Genomic DNA, 19,689 nt, shown 5'->3' with positions numbered 1-19,689 from the left:
GTGCCGTCGGGTCAGCGGGCGAACTTCTTGCTCACCATCTCGTGCGCGTCCTTCGCGCCGCGACCCAGCAGCGGTCCGGCCAGCCAGCCGTTGCCGCCGGCCGGGCCGATCGAGGTGTTCGACACCAGCGCGGTCGTCCCGTTGGGCAGCGCACGGAACCAGCCGCCGCCGGACGAGCCGCCGGTCATCGTGCAGCCGATGCGGTACATGGTCGGCGTCGCCGGTGCCGTGGTGAGCCGGGTGGCCCGGTCCAGGCACTTGTGCATGATCAGACCGTTGTACGGAGGCGCCGCCGGGTAACCCCAGGCTCCCACCGTCCCGGCCTGCGCGGGCGCGGGCGCCGAGAAGTCGATCGGCAGCGCGGCGCCGACGGTCTCCTCCAGGGACTTCTTCCCGCGGGCCGGCTGGACGTGCAGCACGGCGTAGTCGTACGGCCAGGCGGCCTGCGACCCGCCACGCTGGATCCACTCGCCCGAGGTCACGGCCCAGTCGGCCCAGTACTGGCCGTACGGAGCCTCCTCGTGCGGCTGGGCGTTGCGCAGCGCTGCCGGCGACTTGCCGAGGTCGTTGTAGGCGGGGACGAAGGTGATGTTGCGGTACCAGCCGCCACGCTGACCGGCGTGGACGCAGTGACCCGCGGTCCACACCATGTTGGACTTCCCGGGCCGACGCGGGTCCTTCACGATCGTGCCGGAGCAGACCATGTGGCCCTGGGGCGAGTCGAAGAAGATCTTGCCGACCGGCGCCGCGTTGCGGTGGTACGGAGTCTTCTCCCGCTGGGCCTGGACGGGGCGCGGCGTGGGGTCGCTGCCCCCGGAGCCCGCCGTCGTGGCCATCGTCTGGTCCGGGCTCTTCGCGGACTGCATCCGCTGGGAGTCCCAGAGCCCGTCGATCACCGGGTTGACGAAGTCCTCGGCCTCACGGAGCCACGTGTCCGTGTTCCAGTTCTTCCACTCGCCGTTCTTCCACTTGTCCGGGTCGACGCCGTGCTTCTTCAGCTTGTCGGCGAGATCCTTGGGAAGAGCGGCATCGCCGCCTCCGGTGGCGGGAGCGCTCGTCCCCGCCGAGGGCTTGTCGGCCGCCGGTGTCTCGGTCGGGCCGCAGGCGGTGGCCGTCAGCGCGAGCGCCGAGGCCAGCGCGGCGAAGGCCGGTATGAGTCGTGTGGAACGCATGAGTTGAGATCCCCCAGATGATGTTTCCCGCGTCCGGGCGACGCCACGGACCGAATGCCACGGTCGAGTTGCCATGGACGCGTCACTTGCGGTGCACAGTATGCCCGTAGGAAAAGGGCGGGACCCCGCAGGGTCCCGCCCCTCGGCCGCCGTTCTAGCGGCCGGCGAACTTCTTGCTGACCTCGTCGTAGACGCCCTTGGCCTCGGCGCCCAGACGCGGGCCGGCCAGCCAGCCGGCCGTCACCGGGCCGATCGAGGTGTTGGAGACCAGCGCGGGCTTGCCGTCCTGCCCCGCGGCGACCCAGCCGCCGCCGGACGAACCACCGGTCATCGTGCAACCGATGCGGTACATCGTCGGCTGCTCCGCCTTCACCGACAGACGCCCCGGCTTGTCCTGGCACTGGAACATCTTCTGACCGTCGAACGGCGGGCCCGCCGGGTAACCGGTCGCCGTCATGCTCGCGATCTTCGACACCGCGGGAGCGTTGAACTCCACCGGGAGCGCCGAACCGACCGTCTCCTCAAGCGACTTGCCCGTGCTGCCCTTCTCCGGCGTCACATGGATCACCGCGAAGTCGTACGGAGCACCCTGACCGCCCGTCGCCGCACCCTGGGAGATCCACTGCTCGGACGTCTGCGCCCAGTCACCCCACCACACGCCGTACGGAGCGACCTGCTCCCGCGTCGCGTTCTCCAGCTTCGCGGTCGGCAGGGCACGGTCGTTGTACGAGGGGACGAAGGCGATGTTGCGGTACCAGCCGCCCTTCTTGCCCGCGTGCACGCAGTGACCCGCGGTCCAGACCATGTTGGACTTGCCGGGGTTGGCCGGGTCCTTCACGACCGTGGCCGAGCAGACCATCGAACCCTCGGGGCCGTCGAAGAACACCTTGCCCGCCTCGGGGGCGTTGGAGTGGTACGGCGACTGCACGCCCTTCGCCCTGACCGGCGCGGGGGTCGGGTCGGTGACACCGTCGTCGCCCGAGATGTCCTCCTCCTCGACCGGCTTGTCGGGCCGCTGGGCGTCCCGCATCCGGTCCGGGTCCCAGAGGTCCTCGATGATCGGGTTGACGTAGTCCTTCGCCTCACGAAGCCACTTGTCGCGGTCCCAGTTCTTCCACTCGCCGTTCCTCCACTTGTCCAGATCGATCCCGTGCTCCTTGAGCCGGTCCTTGAGATCGTCCGGAATCGTGATCTTGTCGCCGGTGGACGGGCTCGCGGAAGCGCTGGGCTTGTCTCCCGCGTTCTCCTCGGTCGGGCCGCAGGCCGTCGCCGTCAGCGTCAACGCCGCGACGGCGGCTGCCGCGGCCAGCAGCGGACGAATCGATCGCATCTCGTGATCCCCCTGGGACTACGTCAACTTGTGCATGAGTGAACTGTGGTGGCGCCGTGACCGGCGCCGATGTGCGCCCCCACTATGCCGGTGCCCGGTGGGACGGCGCGCGGCAGGTCCGCGGTTCCGGCCTCCGCGCGGCCGTTGCCAGGTCGTGATCCCCACCGTCTCAAGGATCTTGGGATTTTCCCGTGATCCTTGGCAGTCCTCGTCGTTGGTACGTACGGGGGACACAGCGGAAGCGTTGAGCGACGCCGTTCGCGCGGCGGAGCAACGTACCGATGTGCAACGCAACCGTTACAGCGGGAGGACACCGAGCCGTGGCCGTGACCGAACCAGCTCCGGCCGTACCGCCGGCCGCGCAGGCGCACCAGCGGGATCGGAGAGCGGGTGAAGGGGGCGCAATCGAAGGCATCCTGCGTCGCCAGTCGCTCCGCGAATCGGCGGCGCGCACCTATGCGCGCTCGCTACCGATCGTTCCCGTACGGGCCCGGGGACTGACCATCGAGGGCGCGGACGGCCGACGATATCTGGACTGCCTTTCCGGCGCGGGGACCCTGGCCCTCGGGCACAACCACCCGGTGGTCCTCGAAGCCATCAAGAAGGTCCTCGACTCCGGAGCCCCCCTGCACGTCCTCGACCTCGCCACCCCGGTCAAGGACGCCTTCACCACCGAGCTGTTCGCCACGCTGCCGGCCGCACTCGCCCGCGACGCGCGCATCCAGTTCTGCGGACCGGCGGGCACGGACGCGGTCGAGGCCGCCCTCAAACTCGTTCGCACCGCCACCGGCCGACGCGGCCTGCTCAGCTTCACCGGCGCCTACCACGGCATGACGGCCGGAGCCCTCGACGCCTCGGGGGGTGCGACGGACGTACGGGTCACCCGGCTGCCCTATCCGCAGAACTACCGCTGCCCCTTCGGTGTCGGCGGCGAGCGCGGAGCCGAACTGTCCGCGCGCTGGACGGAGAACCTCCTCGACGATCCCAAGAGCGGGGTCCCCACCCCCGCCGCGATGATCCTCGAACCGGTCCAGGGCGAGGGCGGTGTCATCCCCGCCCCGGACGTCTGGCTGCGCCGGATGCGGGAGATCACCGCGGCCCGCTCCATCCCACTCATCGCCGACGAGGTCCAGACGGGCGTCGGACGCACCGGCGCCTTCTGGGCTGTGGAGCACAGCGGCATCGTCCCCGACGTCATGGTCCTCTCCAAGGCCATCGGCGGCTCCCTCCCGCTCGCGGTCATCGTCTACAGGTCGGAGCTCGACGCCTGGGAACCCGGCGCCCACGCGGGCACCTTCCGTGGCAACCAGCTCGCCATGGCGGCCGGAGCGGCCACCCTTGCGTACGTACGGGAGAACCGGCTCGCCGACCGGGCGGCCACCCTCGGCGCCCGGATGCTCGGACGGCTCCAGGGCCTGGCCGCGGCCCACCCCTGCATCGGCGATGTGCGCGGCCGGGGGCTGATGATCGGCGTCGAGCTCGTGGACCCGGACTCCGAAGAGCCGGGCGACCTCGGTGCCGCCGTCCCGCCGGCCGACCCCGCCCTCGCGACGGCTGTTCAGCGGGAATGCCTCGACCGCGGTCTCATCGTCGAACTCGGCGGCCGCCACTCGGGAGTCGTACGCCTCCTCCCTCCGCTCACCCTCACCGACGAGCAGGCCGAAGCCGTCCTCGACCGTTTCGCCGACGCCCTGGCCGCCGCCGAACGCGTCCACCGCCCAGCTCCTCACGCCCGCGGTACGCGTCTCGGCAACGACACCGGACCGATCGGACCGTCCCACTGATCCCGGACCGAACCCGGACACCTCACAAGGAAGCCCCCGTGAACGCCAGCCCCGCATCCGAAGCGTCCGACACCGGCAGCGCCGCACGCGGCCCGCTCACCGTCGAACAGGCCACCGTCCCCCGGCAGCACGTCGGTCCGTACGACCCCCAGCCCACCCCCGCTCCGCCCGCACCCGTCACCGTCGAGGCGGCCGTGGGCGGTACGGCGGCTCGGATGGACCACCTCGACGACCCGGACGCCCACCGCGCCGCCGACGCCGCGACCATCGAGAACCTGCTGCGCTGCTGGGTACGCGAGAAGAACCTTCCCGCCCCCGAGTCCACGACCCTCCGCATCCCCCTCGAAGCCAGCGGCACCGCCCTCCTCGTCCCCGTCCTCTACTGGTCGCCGACGGGATGGCATCGCTTCGGGCCTCCCGCCCTCGAAGGACTGAACCCCACCGCTCCCACGGCCGACGCCGTCACCGTCGCCGCCCTCCTCAGCCGCGAGACCGGCCGCCCCGAAGGAACCGAACTCGTCGGCCGCGTCGCCGACTCGACGCGCCGCACCGCCGAGTTCATCACCGAGCGCCGTCGCCGCCCCAACCCCGGCCCCGAAGCGGACCTCTTCCTCACCGCCGAGCAGTCCCTGCTGCTCGGCCACCCCCTCCACCCCACCCCCAAGAGCCGCGAAGGGCTCTCCGAGGCCGAGGCCAGGCTCTACTCACCCGAGCTCCACGGCTCCTTCCCCCTGCACTGGATGGCCGTCGACCCCACGATCCTCGCCGCCGACTCCGCCTGGACCGAACAGGGCCGCCCGGTCACCGCAGCCCAGCTCGCCACCGGCCTCGCCGAAGGTCTTGAACTGCCCTCCGGGACCGTGCCGTTGCCCCTCCACCCCTGGCAGGCACGCGAGCTGTCGCACCGCCCCGCCGTCGCCGCCCTCCTGGAAGCCGGCCTGCTCCACGACCTCGGTCCCCACGGCGCCACCTGGCACCCCACCTCCTCCGTCCGCACCGTGCACCGACCCGGCGCCCGGACGATGCTCAAGCTCTCCCTCGGCGTACGCATCACCAACTCCCGCCGCGAGAACCTCCGCAAGGAACTCCACCGTGGCGTGGAGGTCCACCGGCTGCTCCGCACCGGGCTCGTCGACCAGTGGCAGGCCGCCCACCCCGGCTTCGACATCGTCCGCGACCCCGCCTGGCTCGCCGTCGACACCCCGGCAGGCGAACCCATTCCCGGACTCGACGTCATGGTCCGCCACAACCCCTTCGCCGCCGGGGACGACGCCGTCTGCATCGCCGCCCTCACCGCGCCGCGCCCGTGGCCCGGCACCACGCGGATGCGCTCACGCCTCGCCGACATCGTCACCCGCCTCGCCGCCCGCACCGGCCGCCCCACCACGGCCGTCGCCGCGGAGTGGTTCCTGCGCTACCTCGACCAGGTCGTCCGCCCCGTGCTCTGGCTCGACGGTCACGCGGGCGTCGCCCTCGAAGCCCACCAGCAGAACACCCTGGTGCTCCTCGACGCCGACGGCTGGCCCATCGGCGGCCGCTACCGCGACAACCAGGGCTACTACTTCCGCGAGTCCCGCCGCGACGAGCTGGAGAACCGGCTCCCCGGCATCGGCACCGTCAGCGACACGTTCGTCTCCGACCAGGTCACCGACGAGCGATTCGCCTACTACCTCGGCATCAACAACGTCCTCGGCCTCATCGGAGCCTTCGGCGCCCAGCGCCTCGCCGACGAACGCGTCCTGCTCGCCGGCTTCCGCCAGTTCCTGGCCTCCGCCACCGGCCTCGGCTCTCCGCTGCCGCACCGGCTCCTGGAAGCCGCGACCCTGCGCTGCAAGGCCAACCTCCTCACCCGCTTGCACGGCCTCGACGAACTCGTCGGACCCGTCGACACCCAGTCCGTCTACGTCGCCATCACCAACCCCCTCCGTTCCTGAGGACACACCCCGCCCTCATCCCGACCACACGCCCACCGCCCGGCCGAAAGACCACGATCCGAACCGAACCGCCGAGAGGAGCGCCACCATGGCCCCCACCGATGCGAGCACCGACACGGGCACCGACCCCGGAGCCGGCTCCCGACCACCGACCGACACGGGCGGTGAGGACACCCTGGACCTGCACCTCGCGGACGAACTCGTCGCCCTGCTCGCCACCGACGGCACGGCGACGACGTTCGGCGACCTCCTCGACGACGTCGCCACCTGGGGTCCCGCGGCCACCCCTGTCGGCTCGTTCCACCTCGTACCGGTGCGGATCGAACGGGACCTGGCGCTCCTCACCCGCTGGATGAACGACCCGGCGGTGGCCGCGTTCTGGGAGCTCGCCGGCCCGGAGTCGGTGACCGAGTCCCATATCCGCACCCAACTCGGCGGCGACGGCCGCAGCGTGCCCTGCCTCGGCGTCCTCGACTCCACACCGATGAGCTACTTCGAGATCTACCGCGCCGACCTCGACCCGCTCGCCCGGCACTATCCCGCCCGGCCCCATGACACCGGCATCCACCTCCTCCTCGGCGGCGTCGCCGACCGCGGCCGCGGAGTCGGCACCACACTGCTACGAGCAGTCGCCGACCTCGTGCTCGACCACCGGCCTCGCTGCACCCGAGTCATCGCAGAACCCGACCTTCGCAACACCCCCTCCGTCTCAGCCTTCCTGAGCGCCGGCTTCCGGCTCTCGGCGGAAGTCGACCTTCCCGACAAACGGGCCGCGCTCATGGTCCGTGACCGCGCCCTTCGTCACGTCCTGTGAACGCCTCCCTGCCTTACATACACCGCTCGACCCACAGCGGTTCCCACCCAGAGGAGTCCCCGTGCCGTCGTCCCCTGCCACCCATGACTCCGCGCTGCTCACACCCCCCGAGCTGACTGCCGCGGCCTGGACCAGGGCCGCAGCGCGCCTGCTTGCCAAGACCATCGGCGAGTTCGCGTACGAGGAGATCGTCGAGCCTGTCTCCGCCGACCCGGAGACCGACACCGCCGGCGACCCCGACCGCTACCTCCTGCGGCTCGACAACGGTTCGACACTCACCTTCACGGCCCGCCGTGGCGCGTACGGAAGCTGGCGGGTCGCTCCCGACTCCCTCGCCCTCGACGGCCGGCCGATGACAGACCCCCTCGACTTCCTCGTCCGGGCCCGCAGGCTCCTCCGCCTGGACGGCGCCACCCTCGGCCATCTCATCCGCGAGTTCACCACCACCCTCGCCGCCGACGCCCGCCTCGACCGGACCGCGCTGACGGCCGACCGACTGGCCGATCTCGGATACGCCGAACTCGAAGGCCACCAGACCGGGCATCCGTGGCTCGTTCTCAACAAGGGCCGGATCGGCTTCTCCGCGACCGACGCCGCCCGCTGGGCGCCCGAGGCCCGTCGTGCCACTCGGCTCCCCTGGATCGCCGTGAGCACCGACCTCGCCGCCTACCGCGGCGTCCCCGGCCTCGACACCCCGGACCGCCTCTACGAGGGCGAGCTCGACGCCGACACCCGCGAGACCTTCCACAGCACGCTGCGGGCCCGTGGGCTCGACCCCGAGACGTACCTCCTCCTGCCCATCCACCCCTGGCAGTGGGACGAGATCGTCCTCCCGCTCTACACCCCCGCCGTCGCCGCCGGAGCCATCGTGCCGCTGCCGGCCGACGGGGACCTTCGATTGCCGCAGCAGTCCATCCGCACGTTCCTCAACACGAGCCGGCCCGACAGGCACACCGTCAAGCTTCCGCTGTCGGTCCTCAACACCCTCGTCTGGCGCGGCCTCCCCACGGAACGGACCCTCGCCGCCCCCGCGGTCACCTCCTGGGTCCACGGGCTGCGTGACGCCGACCCGTTCCTGCGCGACGAGTGCGGGGTGATCCTGCTCGGCGAAGTAGCCTCCGTCACGGTCGAGCACCCCCTCTACGACCGGCTGCCCGAGGTCCCGTACCAGTACAAGGAACTCCTCGGCGCGATCTGGCGCGAACCCCTCAGGCTCCCGCCGGGCGAGCACGCCCGCACCCTCGCCTCCCTGCTCCACACCGACCCGGACGGCCGGGCGTTCGTCGCCGAACTGGTCGAGCGCTCCGGGCTCGCGCCGAGGATCTGGCTCCAGCGTCTCTTCGCGGCCATGCTGCCGCCGCTGCTGCACTTCCTCTACCAGTACGGCACCGTGTTCTCCCCGCACGGAGAGAACGCCATCGTCGTCTACGACGACCAGGACGTCCCCGTGCGGCTGGCGATCAAGGACTTCGTCGACGACGTGAACATCAGCGCCCGGCCGCTGCCCGAGCACGACGCGATGCCGGACGACGTCCGGGCCGTCCTGCTCACCGAGGAGCCCGACTTCCTCACCCAGTTCATCCATTCAGGGCTCTTCGTCGGGGTTTTCCGCTTTCTGGCGCCCCTGTGCGAGGAACAACTCGCCGTGCCGGAGGGAGACTTCTGGGCGCTGGTACGCGCCGAGATCCTGCGCCACCAGGCGCGCTTTCCCGAGCTGAAGGAACGGTTCGAGCTCTTCGATCTCCTCACAGCCCGGATCGAGCGACTCTGCCTCAACCGCAACCGTCTGCACCTGGACGGCTACCGCGACCGCCCGGAGCGGCCCCACGCCGCCGTCCACGGGACGGTCCCGAATCCGCTCGCGTGATCCCACTGTCGGTGCCGCGCCGTAGGCTGGACGCGCTATGACGAAGCCATCCCTCCCCGACCTCCTCCACGCCGCCGTCTCCGCCGTCGGCGGTGTGGAGCGCCCCGGCCAGGTCACCATGGCCGAAGCGGTGGCCGAGGCCATCGACGACAGCTCCCACCTCCTCGTCCAGGCCGGCACCGGCACCGGAAAGTCCCTCGGCTATCTGGTGCCGGCGCTGGCGCACGGTGAGCGCGTCGTGGTGGCCACGGCCACCCTCGCGCTCCAGCGGCAGCTGGTCGAGCGTGATCTTCCGCGGACGGTCGACGCACTGCACCCGCAGCTGCGTCGACGTCCGGAGTTCGCCATGCTCAAGGGCCGGTCGAACTATCTCTGCCTGCACCGCCTCCACGAGGGCGTACCCCAGGAAGAGGAGGACGGCCTCTTCGATCCCTTCGAGGCCGCGGCCCCCACGAGCAAGCTGGGACAGGACCTGCTGCGGCTCCGCGACTGGTCGGACGAGACGGAGACGGGGGACCGGGACGATCTGACGCCGGGCGTCTCCGACCGTGCATGGGGGCAGGTGTCGGTCTCCTCCCGGGAGTGCCTGGGGGCGAGCAAGTGCGCGTACGGCGCGGAGTGCTTCGCCGAGGCGGCCCGCGAGCGCGCCAAGCTCGCCGAGGTCGTCGTCACCAACCACGCCCTGCTGGCCATCGACGCGATCGAGGGCGCCCCGGTGCTGCCCCAGCACGAGGTGCTGATCGTGGACGAGGCCCATGAGCTCGTCTCCCGGGTCACCGGCGTCGCCACCGGCGAGCTCACCCCCGGCCAGGTCAATCGGGCGGTCCGCCGTGCCGCGAAGCTCGTCGACGAGAAGGTCGCCGACCAGCTCCAGACCGCGGCCGAGGGCTTCGAGCGGCTGATGGAGCTCGCCCTGCCGGGCCGCCTGGAGGAGATTCCGGAAGACCTGGCGTACGCGCTGATGGCGCTGCGCGATGCCTCTCGCGCTGTCATCACGGCGCTCGGCTCCACCCGTGACAAGTCCGTCCAGGACGAGGACGCCGTGCGCAAGCAGGCGATGGCGTCCGTGGAGACCGTCCACGGTGTCGCCGAGCGGATCACGATGGGCTCCGAGTACGACGTCGTCTGGTACGAGCGCCACGACCGCTTCGGAGCCTCCTTGCGGGTGGCACCGCTCTCCGTCTCGGGGCTGCTGCGCGAGAAGCTCTTCGCGGACCGGTCCGTGGTCCTCACCTCGGCCACGCTCAAGCTCGGCGGTGACTTCAACGGGGTGGGAGCCTCCCTGGGGCTGGCCCCGGAGGGCACGCAGGGCGATGACATTCCGGTGTGGAAGGGCATCGACGTCGGTTCGCCGTTCGACTATCCCAAGCAGGGCATCCTCTATGTCGCCAAGCACCTGGCCCGCCCCGCGCGGGACGGCGATCGCGGCGACATGCTCGACGAGCTGACCGAGCTGATGCAGGCCGCCGGCGGCCGTACGCTCGGTCTTTTCTCCTCCATGAGGGCTGCTCAGCTCGCGGCCGAGGAGCTGCGCTCCCGTATCCCCGAGTTCCCGATCCTGCTCCAGGGCGAGGACACGCTCGGCGAGCTGATCAAGAACTTCTCGGCCGAGCCGCAGACCTGTCTTTTCGGCACTCTCTCGCTGTGGCAGGGAGTGGATGTCCCCGGCGCCAGCTGTCAGCTGGTCGTGATGGACAAGATTCCGTTCCCGCGCCCCGACGACCCGTTGATGAGCGCCCGCCAGAAGGCGGTGGAGGACGCCGGGGGCAATGGCTTCATGGCCGTCGCGGCCACGCACGCGGCGCTGCTGATGGCCCAGGGCGCCGGCCGTCTCGTGCGGGCGACCGGGGACCGTGGTGTCGTCGCCGTACTCGATCCGCGGCTCGCCACGGCCCGTTACGGCAGCTACCTGAAGGCTTCGCTGCCCGACTTCTGGTACACCACGGACCGCAATCAGGTGCGCAAGTCGCTGGCGGCGATCGACGCCGCTTCGAAGGCGGCAGGGGTCTGAGCGCCGACCGGGGTCCTGCCGCATCGGCAGGGCCCCGGAGGACACAGCAGGGCCCCGGGACCGGCGCAGTGGGTCCCGGGGCCCGGTCGGAGCCGGCGTGGTGGTGTCACACCCGCCGCAGTACCGCGACGACCTTGCCGAGGATGGTGGCCTCGTCGCCGGGGATCGGCTGGTAGGCCGCGTTGTGCGGCAGCAGCCAGACGTGGCCGTCCTCGCGCTTGAAGCGCTTGACCGTGGCCTCGCCGTCGAGCATGGCCGCCACGATGTCGCCGTTCTCCGCGACCGGCTGGCGGCGCACGGTGACCCAGTCGCCGTCGCAGATCGCGGCCTCGATCATCGAGTCTCCGACGACCTTCAGGACGAACAGCTCACCGTCGCCGACCAGCTGCCGGGGCAGCGGGAAGACGTCCTCGACGGACTCCTCGGCGAGGATCGGGCCACCGGCGGCGATGCGGCCGACGAGCGGCACGTACGACGCGGCGGGCTTGCCGGTGGTGTCCGTCGGCTGCGTGCTGGGCTGGTCGGAGCCGCGCACTTCGTACGCCCGGGGACGGTGCGGGTCCCGGCGCAGGAAGCCCTTGCGCTCCAGGGCCATCAGCTGGTGTGCCACGGAAGAGGTGCTGGAGAGGCCGACCGCCTGGCCGATCTCTCGCATCGACGGCGGGTAGCCGCGCCGCTGGACCGAGTCGCGGATGACCTCGATGACCCTCCGCTGGCGATCTGTGAGACCGGAGCTGTCCGCCCTGATCCCTGGAGGTCGCCCGGGCAGCGAGCGCGTAGGTCGGCCTGGCTCCCCGTCCCCGTTCATGGCTGCGTCATTCATGGCATGCACCGGCTCGAGTCGGCCCTGGGAGCGGTCCTGGGCAGTGATGGTGGCACTGTCTGCGGTGGTGGTCACGTCGGCGGCCCCTCTCGAATGGTCTCCCTGGCTGGCACAACGGTAGTGGCTTTCGAAAGGTTGCGCCAAACACACGTTCGAGTGAAAAATCGCAGATTGCCTTACGTGTATGCGTAGGTAGGTGTATACGCAGACCCCGGTTGCGGTGGCAATTCGGTCATTACGGTAGCGTTCGTCGTCGAGTCGCCCGGGAGCGGGGGTGCCCTCCCAGTGTGGCACTCCTGGGGCCGGAATCGGCGGCGGCGCGCGCCTCCCGTACCCTCGTGCCCGGTCGCGGGCGCGCCGGACGCGCGACACGCGCGAAGTGTCGGAAACGCGACCCAACCCCAGATCTAGTGGTTGCATGGCATCAGCCACCTACAAGTTGTGGTCCCCGGTCTATCGGCGGTGCCCGCATCGCCTATGCTGGTGGTCGCTTCGAGGGGCCTTGACGGGCTCGGCGAGGCTATTCAGTCGTGCCGCGAGGGAGGGTCGGAACCATGCATTGCCCCTTCTGCAGGCACCCCGACAGCCGTGTCGTCGACAGTCGCACCACCGACGACGGGACGTCGATCCGACGCCGCCGCCAGTGCCCCGACTGCTCCCGTCGCTTCACGACGGTGGAGACCGCATCGCTGATGGTGATCAAGCGGTCGGGCGTGACCGAACCCTTCAGTCGCACCAAGGTCATCTCCGGCGTCCGCAAGGCATGCCAGGGGCGACCCGTGACCGAGGACGCCCTCGCCAAGCTCGGCCAGCGGGTCGAGGAGGCGGTGCGTGCCACCGGAAGCGCCGAGCTGACCACCCACGACGTGGGCCTGGCCATCCTCGGCCCCTTGCAGGAGCTCGACCTCGTCGCGTACCTGCGCTTCGCATCCGTTTACAAGGCTTTCGACAGCCTCGACGACTTCGAGGCCGCGATCGCGGAACTCCGTGAGCAGCGGCCTCCCGCAGTGGACTGCGGGACCGGAGCGACCCCCGAGGTCCCCGTTCCCGCCACCGCCGCCGACTGACCGGCGGGCCGGACCGGGGGTCCGGCCGAGGCCGGCCGCGCGCGGCCGAAAAGACGTGTCGCGAGTGCCCCGAGCGGTGCTCACGACAGCAGACAAGAAGACGGTGCCCTGGGACTATCTGGGCACTTAAAGGTGTTTTGCCCGTATATGGGAGGCGGCATGACAGAGACGGCGAGCGGTCCGGCACGAGGTTCCCGAGCCAAGGGAGCCAAGGCGAGCAAGGGCCTGCGTATCGAGCGCATCCACACCACCCCGGGCGTGCATCCGTACGACGAGGTGGTCTGGGAGCGTCGTGACGTCGTCATGACCAACTGGCGCGACGGCTCGGTCAACTTCGAGCAGCGTGGCGTCGAGTTCCCCGACTTCTGGTCGGTGAATGCGGTCAACATCGTCACCAGCAAGTACTTCCGTGGGGCCGTCGGCACCCCGCAGCGCGAGACCGGTCTCAAGCAGCTCATCGACCGGATCGTGAAGACGTACACCAAGGCCGGTGAGGAGCACGGCTACTTCGCCTCGCCCGCCGACGCCGAGATCTTCGAGCACGAGCTGGCGTACGCCCTCCTGCACCAGATCTTCAGCTTCAACTCCCCGGTGTGGTTCAACGTCGGCACGCCGCAGCCCCAGCAGGTCTCCGCCTGCTTCATCCTGTCCGTCGACGACTCCATGGAGTCGATCCTCGACTGGTACAAGGAAGAGGGCATGATCTTCAAGGGCGGCTCCGGCGCCGGCCTGAACCTCTCCCGCATCCGCTCCTCCAAGGAGCTGCTCTCCTCCGGCGGCAACGCCTCCGGCCCGGTCTCCTTCATGCGCGGCGCCGACGCGTCCGCAGGAACGATCAAGTCGGGCGGCGCCACCCGTCGCGCGGCCAAGATGGTCATCCTCGACGTCGACCACCCCGACATCGAGGACTTCATCGAGACCAAGGTCAAGGAGGAGGAGAAGATCCGCGCCCTGCGCGACGCGGGCTTCGACATGGACCTGGGCGGCGACGACATCACGTCCGTCCAGTACCAGAACGCCAACAACTCGGTCCGCGTGAACGACACGTTCATGAAGGCGGTCGAGGAGGGCGGCAAGTTCGGCCTGACGTCCCGGATGACCGGCGAGGTCATCGAGGAGGTCGATGCCAAGACGCTCTTCCGCAAGATGGCCGAAGCCGCCTGGGCCTGCGCCGACCCGGGCATCCAGTACGACGACACGATCAACCACTGGCACACCTGCCCCGAGTCCGGCCGCATCAACGGCTCGAACCCGTGCAGCGAGTACATGCACCTGGACAACACGTCCTGCAACCTCGCCTCGCTGAACCTGATGAAGTTCCTCAAGGACGACGGCAAGGGCAACCAGTCGTTCGACTCCGAGCGCTTCGCCCAGGTCGTCGAACTGGTCATCACGGCGATGGACATCTCCATCTGCTTCGCCGACTTCCCGACCCAGAAGATCGGCGAGAACACCCGCGCCTTCCGTCAGCTGGGCATCGGCTACGCCAACCTGGGCGCCCTGCTCATGGCCACCGGCCACGCGTACGACTCCGACGGCGGTCGCGCCCTGGCGGGTGCCATCACCTCGCTGATGACGGGTACGTCGTACAAGCGCTCCGCCGAGCTCGCCGCGGTCGTCGGCCCGTACGACGGCTACGCCCGGAACGCCGAGCCGCACCAGCGCGTCATGAAGCAGCACGCCGACGCCAACACCGTGGCCGTCCGCATGGACGACCTCGACTCGCCGATCTGGGCCGCCGCCACGGAGGCCTGGCAGGACGTGATCCGCCTCGGCGCCAAGAACGGTTTCCGCAACGCCCAGGCGTCGGTCATCGCCCCGACCGGCACCATCGGTCTCGCGATGTCCTGTGACACCACCGGCCTCGAGCCCGACCTCGCCCTGGTCAAGTTCAAGAAGCTGGTCGGCGGCGGCTCGATGCAGATCGTCAACGGCACCGTTCCGCAGGCCCTGCGCCGCCTGGGTTACCAGGAGGAGCAGATCGAGGCGATCGTCGCCCACATCGCCGAGCACGGCAATGTGATCGACGCCCCCGGCCTGAAGACCGAGCACTACGAGGTCTTCGACTGCGCCATGGGCGAGCGTTCCATCTCCGCGATGGGCCACGTCCGCATGATGGCCGCCATCCAGCCGTGGATCTCCGGCGCCCTCTCCAAGACCGTGAACCTGCCGGAGACGGCCACGGTCGAGGACGTCGAGGAGGTCTACTTCGAGGCCTGGAAGATGGGCGTCAAGGCGCTCGCCATCTACCGCGACAACTGCAAGGTCGGCCAGCCCCTCTCCGCCAAGAAGAAGGAGGAGGAGAAGGCCGAGGTCACCGCGAAGTCCGAGGCGACGATCCGCGAGGCCGTCGAGAAGGTCGTCGAGTACCGCCCGGTCCGCAAGCGCCTTCCCAAGGGCCGCCCGGGGATCACCACGTCCTTCACGGTCGGTGGCGCCGAGGGTTACATGACCGCCAACTCCTACCCGGACGACGGTCTCGGCGAGGTCTTCCTGAAGATGTCCAAGCAGGGCTCGACGCTCGCGGGCATGATGGACGCCTTCTCCATCGCGGTCTCCGTCGGCCTGCAGTACGGCGTCCCGCTGGAGACGTACGTCTCGAAGTTCACCAACATGCGCTTCGAGCCGGCCGGCATGACGGACGACCCGGACGTGCGGATGGCGCAGTCGATCGTCGACTACATCTTCCGCCGCCTGGCGCTGGACTTCCTGCCCTTCGAGACGCGCTCCGCGCTCGGCATCCACTCGGCCGAGGAGCGTCAGCGCCACCTGGAGACGGGCTCCTACGAGCCCGCCGACGACGAGATGGACGTCGAGGGCCTGGCCCAGTCCGCCCCGCGCCAGACGGAGACCCTGAAGGCCGTCGCCCCGGCCGTCAAGGCCGAGGTCCCGGCGCCCAAGCAGGCGCACACCTCGGCGGAGCTCGTCGAGATGCAGCTGGGCATCAGCGCGGACGCCCCGCTCTGCTTCTCCTGCGGTACCAAGATGCAGCGGGCGGGCTCCTGCTACATCTGCGAGGGCTGCGGCTCGACCAGCGGCTGCAGCTGAACCGCTGAGCACTGACTGACGAAGGGGACCGGCCTGTGGCCGGTCCCCTTCGTGGTTGTCCCGTATCGGCGAGGAAGCCTCAGGAGTGCCGGGCACCCATCAGCGTCGCGAACACCTGCGGGTCCGCGTCGAACCCACGGCGCATCGACCGGTACGACCAGCCCTCCACGCCGTCCCGGGTGAACTCCACGACCGTCGCGGCCGTCGCCTCGGCGACATCTTCGAAGCCGTGCGCGGCGAGGTCCGTGTAGCCCTCGCGGACCCGTACACCGGTGTTGGCGACGTCGCCGAACGTCAGTCGGCCCCCGCCCTGCTGTATGGCCACACCCACCACCACGCGCGCGTACAGGGGTGCGAGCCGGTTCAGCTCCAGGGTCATGGCCTCGTCGTAGCCGAAACCCTGTCCCGTACGGCTGTCCCGGCTGAGCGTGATCGTGCCGTCGGGGGAGCGACTGTCGAAGTGCACCAGATAGGCGGGCGAGCCGTAGGGATCGTCCCTCGTGTACACCCCGGCGATGATGTCCAGGTCGTGCGCCGAGGCGCCGATCGGACTCGGATCCCACTTGAGCGTCACCTCGACCTTGCCGACCCCCTTGTTGAGTCCGCTCACCGTGAATCCCCTCTCCGTGTACGACATGCGCCGCCGGTCAGACCAACTGCCCGTGGTCGCGGGCAGGTTGTTCATGGTGTCATGCGCCGCCGGTGGGGCGTCGGGTGGTGAACCGTCGGCCGTACTTGCCGCAGTGCGCTCCTCCGTACTCTGACGGGGGCCCCGTCCCGCCCCGTACGATGGCGCGGTGCTGGTCAAGTGGATTCGCTGCACCGTGGTGGACCGTCGGGGGTTCGAGCGGGGACAGCGGAAATGGGCGGGGCTGCTCGGTGAGCCGGGATTCCGGGGACAGGGCGGAGGATGGAGCCGGGCGCGGCCGGATGTGGCCCATGTCTTCGGGTTCTGGGAGAGCCGCGCCTTCTACGACTCCTTCATGGCGCGCTCCCACGACCGGCTCGCCGCCGCGCAGTCGGGCACGTACAGGGACGCCCAGGTCAAACTCTTCGACCACCGCTTCGATGTGAAGACGGGATTCGAGCCGAAGTTCACCGACGCCGATGTGGCGAGGGTGGCGCACTGCCGTGTCCACGAGGACCGGGTCGAGCACTTCGCCCTGATGCAGGAGAAGGTGTGGAATCCGGCGATGGCCGGTTCCCCCGGAATGCTGCGCGGTGTGTTCGGCGAGGCACCGGGCAACGAGTTCGTGGTGCTGTCGATGTGGCGGTCCGCGGCGGAGCACGGAAAGTACCGGGTCGAGCGCGTCGAGCGGCTCGGGCTGCGGGCCCAGACGGAGGCCGACGTGGCGGCGCTGACCGGTGACGTGGTGCAGCTCGAGCCGACCTGGACCGTCTGATCACTCCTCGGCGGCCTGCTCCCGGCCGCCGTCTTCCGTTCGCCGTACGAACGCGCCCTCGGTGACCGCGGCGAGCGTCGTCCGGGCCGCCTGGTCCGCCATGGCGGTGTCGACCGGCTCGCGGGTGACGAACAGGCGCAGGAACAGGGGCGCGGAGACGGCGCGGACGACCGCGCCGGCGTCCGTGCCCACCGGTGCCTCACCGCGGGCCACTGCCCGCTCGACGACCGCCTCGCAGCGGGTGAACCGCTCGGTGTAGAAGGCGCGCAGGGCTTCGGCGGCCCGCTCGGACTGGAAGGCGGCGCCGACGAACGCGGTGGGGGCCGCCGCGGCGGACGGGTCGGTGAAGGAATCGACCACCTCGCGGGCGAGCGCCCGCAGATCGCCGTCGAGGCTTCCGGTGTCGGGCGGAGTCCAGCTGTCCTCTCCCGCGAGGTCGAGGGCGTCCGCGAGCAGTCCCTCCAGGCTGCCCCAGCGGCGGTAGAGCGTCGTCTTGTGCACTCCGGAGTGCTCCGCCACGTACTCGACGGTGAGGGCCGGATAGCCGTGCTCGGCCAGGCCCGTCAGGACCGCGTCGCGCACGGCGGCGCGAGTGCGTGCCGTACGGCCGCCGGGGCGCCTGCTGCCCGGGGCGGGCGACTGCTCCCCTTCGATGGATGCATTCAATTGCTACTCCCGTTGCGTTAGTGGGTCGAGTCTGCCACACTCCTCATAACGCGACTCCGGTTGCGTTTGCTGGGCCGGGTGTGCGGCGCTCTGTCCCATCCTGTCCGGCTCGTTCCCGCTCATCATTGGAGGCGCCCTTGCCCACACAGATCTCTCTGCATGACGTGACCGTGTCCCGCGGCGAACGGCTGCTGCTCGACCGGATCTCGCTCACCGTGCGCCCTGGTGAGCGAATCGGGATCGTCGGGGAGAACGGGGCGGGGAAGACCACCCTGCTCCGCCTGCTCGCCGGAGTCGAAGAGCCCGACGAGGGCGACGTCGTCACCGTGGCCGACGGCGGCACGGGACTGCTGGCACAGACACCGCGGCTGTCCGCCGAACACACCGTCGCCGACGCGATCGACGACTCCCTGGCAGAACTCCGCACCATGGAGCGCCGGCTCAGGGAGCTCGAGGCGACGCTCGGCACCGCCGACGGAAGCGCGCTCGACGCGTACGGGGAACTGCTGACCGCCTATGAACTGCGGGGCGGGTACGAAGCGGACGCGCGGGTCGACAAGGCCATGCACGGCCTCGGGCTCGCCTTCATGGACAGGGACCGCCGGCTCGGCAGCCTTTCGGGCGGCGAGCAGGCACGGCTCGGCATCGCCTGCGCGATCGCCGCCGCGCCCGAAGTGCTGCTGCTCGACGAGCCGACCAACCACCTCGACGAACAGGCCCTCGGCTGGCTGGAGGAGGCGCTGACGACCCACCGGGGCACCGTCGTGGCCGTCTCCCACGACCGGGTCTTCCTGGAGCGGGTGGCCACGGCCGTCCTCGAGGTCGACGCCGACCGCCGCACGGTCGTCCGATACGGCGACGGCTACGCCGGATTCCGAGCCGGGCGGGCGGCCGCGCGACAGCGCTGGGAGCAGGCGTACGAGGAATGGCACGAGGAGACGGCGCGACTCGAGGCGTACACCGCGACCACCGCGCACGGCGTAGCATCCGGACGCTCCATCAAGGACAACAACAAGATGGCCTACGACCGGGCGGGCGGCCGGGTCCAGGCGTCGGTCTCCGGGCGGGTGCGCAACGCCCAGGAGCGCCTGCGCCGCCTCCGGGCCGAGCCGGTGCCCAAGCCCCCGCGCCCGCTCACCTTCGCCGCCCGGCCGGTCGCCGCCGGCGCCCAGGGAGATCTGGTCACGCTGACCGGTGTGCGCGTCGCGGACCGGCTGACTGTCGACGGTCTGACCGTACGGGCGGGGGAAAAGTTCCTGATCCACGGCGGCAACGGGGCGGGCAAGTCCACGCTGCTCCGTGTCATGGCGGGCCTGGCCGAGCCGGAGGCGGGGGAGGTGCGCCGCAGCGGGCGCATCGGGTTCCTGGCCCAGGAGATACCGGCCCACCGGCCGGCGGAGCGGGTCCTCGCCGCCTTCGGGCGCGGGCTCGCGCTCACCGAGGACGAGCAGGCCGAACTGCTCCTGTCGTACGGCCTGTTCCGCCCGGCGGACCTCCTGGTGCCCGTCGGCAGCCTCTCCGCGGGGCAGCGCCGGAGGCTCGCTCTCGCCCGCCTGCTCGCGCGCCCGGCCGACCTGCTGCTCCTCGACGAGCCGGCCAACCATCTCGCACTCGGCCTCGTCGAAGAGCTGGAGGAGGCGCTGGAGCAGTGGACCGGGGCTCTGGTCGTGGTCTCCCACGACCGTCAGTTGCGCCGTCGCTTCACCGGCCGGATACGCCGGATGGACTCCGGACACCTCCTCGGCTGAGCCCGTCCGGAGCGGGCGATCT

The 19,689-nt window shown here is 70.5% G+C and carries 14 protein-coding genes; 9 read left to right on the top strand and 5 right to left on the bottom strand.

The window, feature by feature from the left end:
• Positions 1–11 precede the first annotated feature (11 nt).
• Both ACFC0D_RS26375 and ACFC0D_RS26370 read right to left on the bottom strand, forming a co-directional pair.
• Positions 12–1,172 (bottom strand): trypsin-like serine peptidase, encoded by a 1,161-nt coding sequence (locus tag ACFC0D_RS26375; RefSeq protein WP_376440670.1) that lies wholly within the window; start codon positions 1,170–1,172, stop codon positions 12–14.
• A gap of 154 nt (positions 1,173–1,326) precedes the next feature.
• Entirely contained in the window at positions 1,327–2,502 is a 1,176-nt protein-coding gene (locus ACFC0D_RS26370; protein ID WP_376440668.1) for a trypsin-like serine peptidase, read from the bottom strand.
• A gap of 320 nt (positions 2,503–2,822) precedes the next feature.
• Between ACFC0D_RS26370 and ACFC0D_RS26365 the strand changes: the two genes are divergently transcribed.
• From ACFC0D_RS26365 to ACFC0D_RS26345, 5 genes are all read left to right on the top strand, one after another.
• Positions 2,823–4,286 (top strand): diaminobutyrate--2-oxoglutarate transaminase family protein, encoded by a 1,464-nt coding sequence (locus tag ACFC0D_RS26365; RefSeq protein WP_376440665.1) that lies wholly within the window; start codon positions 2,823–2,825, stop codon positions 4,284–4,286.
• Between the two features lie 38 nt (positions 4,287–4,324).
• The gene (locus tag ACFC0D_RS26360) at positions 4,325–6,220 is read left to right on the top strand and encodes an IucA/IucC family protein (RefSeq protein WP_376440663.1); all 1,896 of its coding nucleotides are present in this window, start codon (positions 4,325–4,327) and stop codon (positions 6,218–6,220) included.
• Between the two features lie 88 nt (positions 6,221–6,308).
• Positions 6,309–7,034 (top strand): GNAT family N-acetyltransferase, encoded by a 726-nt coding sequence (locus ACFC0D_RS26355; protein ID WP_376440659.1) that lies wholly within the window; start codon positions 6,309–6,311, stop codon positions 7,032–7,034.
• Between the two features lie 61 nt (positions 7,035–7,095).
• Positions 7,096–8,901 carry an IucA/IucC family protein gene (locus tag ACFC0D_RS26350; protein WP_376440657.1) on the top strand — a complete coding sequence of 602 codons (1,806 nt, stop codon included), beginning with the start codon at positions 7,096–7,098 and terminating at the stop codon, positions 8,899–8,901.
• Positions 8,902–8,938: 37 nt separating this feature from the next.
• Positions 8,939–10,912, top strand: a complete 1,974-nt coding sequence (locus tag ACFC0D_RS26345) for an ATP-dependent DNA helicase (protein ID WP_376440655.1) — start codon at positions 8,939–8,941, stop codon at positions 10,910–10,912.
• A 106-nt stretch (positions 10,913–11,018) separates the two neighbouring features.
• On the opposite strand, the gene lexA is transcribed toward ACFC0D_RS26345, so the two are convergent.
• On the bottom strand, positions 11,019–11,810 hold the full coding sequence (gene lexA / locus ACFC0D_RS26340) for a transcriptional repressor LexA (RefSeq protein ID WP_329115078.1): 792 nt from the start codon (positions 11,808–11,810) through the stop codon (positions 11,019–11,021).
• A gap of 479 nt (positions 11,811–12,289) precedes the next feature.
• Between lexA and nrdR the strand changes: the two genes are divergently transcribed.
• Positions 12,290–12,802, top strand: coding sequence for a transcriptional regulator NrdR (gene nrdR / locus ACFC0D_RS26335; protein WP_376440652.1), 513 nt, complete (start codon positions 12,290–12,292; stop codon positions 12,800–12,802).
• A gap of 159 nt (positions 12,803–12,961) precedes the next feature.
• Positions 12,962–15,850: a vitamin B12-dependent ribonucleotide reductase gene (locus ACFC0D_RS26330; RefSeq protein ID WP_376440650.1), complete on the top strand. Its 2,889-nt coding sequence runs from the start codon at positions 12,962–12,964 to the stop codon at positions 15,848–15,850.
• A 79-nt stretch (positions 15,851–15,929) separates the two neighbouring features.
• Here ACFC0D_RS26330 and ACFC0D_RS26325 read toward each other — a convergent pair whose 3' ends face one another.
• Entirely contained in the window at positions 15,930–16,460 is a 531-nt protein-coding gene (locus ACFC0D_RS26325; RefSeq protein ID WP_376440648.1) for a TerD family protein, read from the bottom strand.
• Between the two features lie 187 nt (positions 16,461–16,647).
• Here ACFC0D_RS26325 and ACFC0D_RS26320 point away from each other — a divergent pair, with 187 nt between their 5' ends.
• Entirely contained in the window at positions 16,648–17,253 is a 606-nt protein-coding gene (locus tag ACFC0D_RS26320; protein WP_376440645.1) for a YdbC family protein, read from the top strand.
• On the opposite strand, the gene ACFC0D_RS26315 is transcribed toward ACFC0D_RS26320, so the two are convergent.
• A complete protein-coding gene (locus ACFC0D_RS26315) occupies positions 17,254–17,919 on the bottom strand; it encodes a TetR/AcrR family transcriptional regulator (RefSeq protein ID WP_376440643.1) in 666 nt (221 codons plus the stop codon).
• A gap of 137 nt (positions 17,920–18,056) precedes the next feature.
• On the opposite strand from ACFC0D_RS26315, the gene abc-f reads away from it, so the two are divergent.
• Complete coding sequence (abc-f, locus tag ACFC0D_RS26310; protein ID WP_376440640.1) at positions 18,057–19,667, top strand: ribosomal protection-like ABC-F family protein; 1,611 nt, start codon at positions 18,057–18,059, stop codon at positions 19,665–19,667.
• The last annotated feature ends 22 nt before the right edge of the window (positions 19,668–19,689 follow it).

Origin of the sequence: Streptomyces sp. NPDC056222 (assembly GCF_042264065.1) — a bacterium.
Classification (GTDB): Bacteria; Actinomycetota; Actinomycetes; order Streptomycetales; family Streptomycetaceae; genus Streptomyces.
Note: the sequence above shows the minus strand (reverse complement) of the source record. Positions and strands in the feature narration are given on the sequence as shown.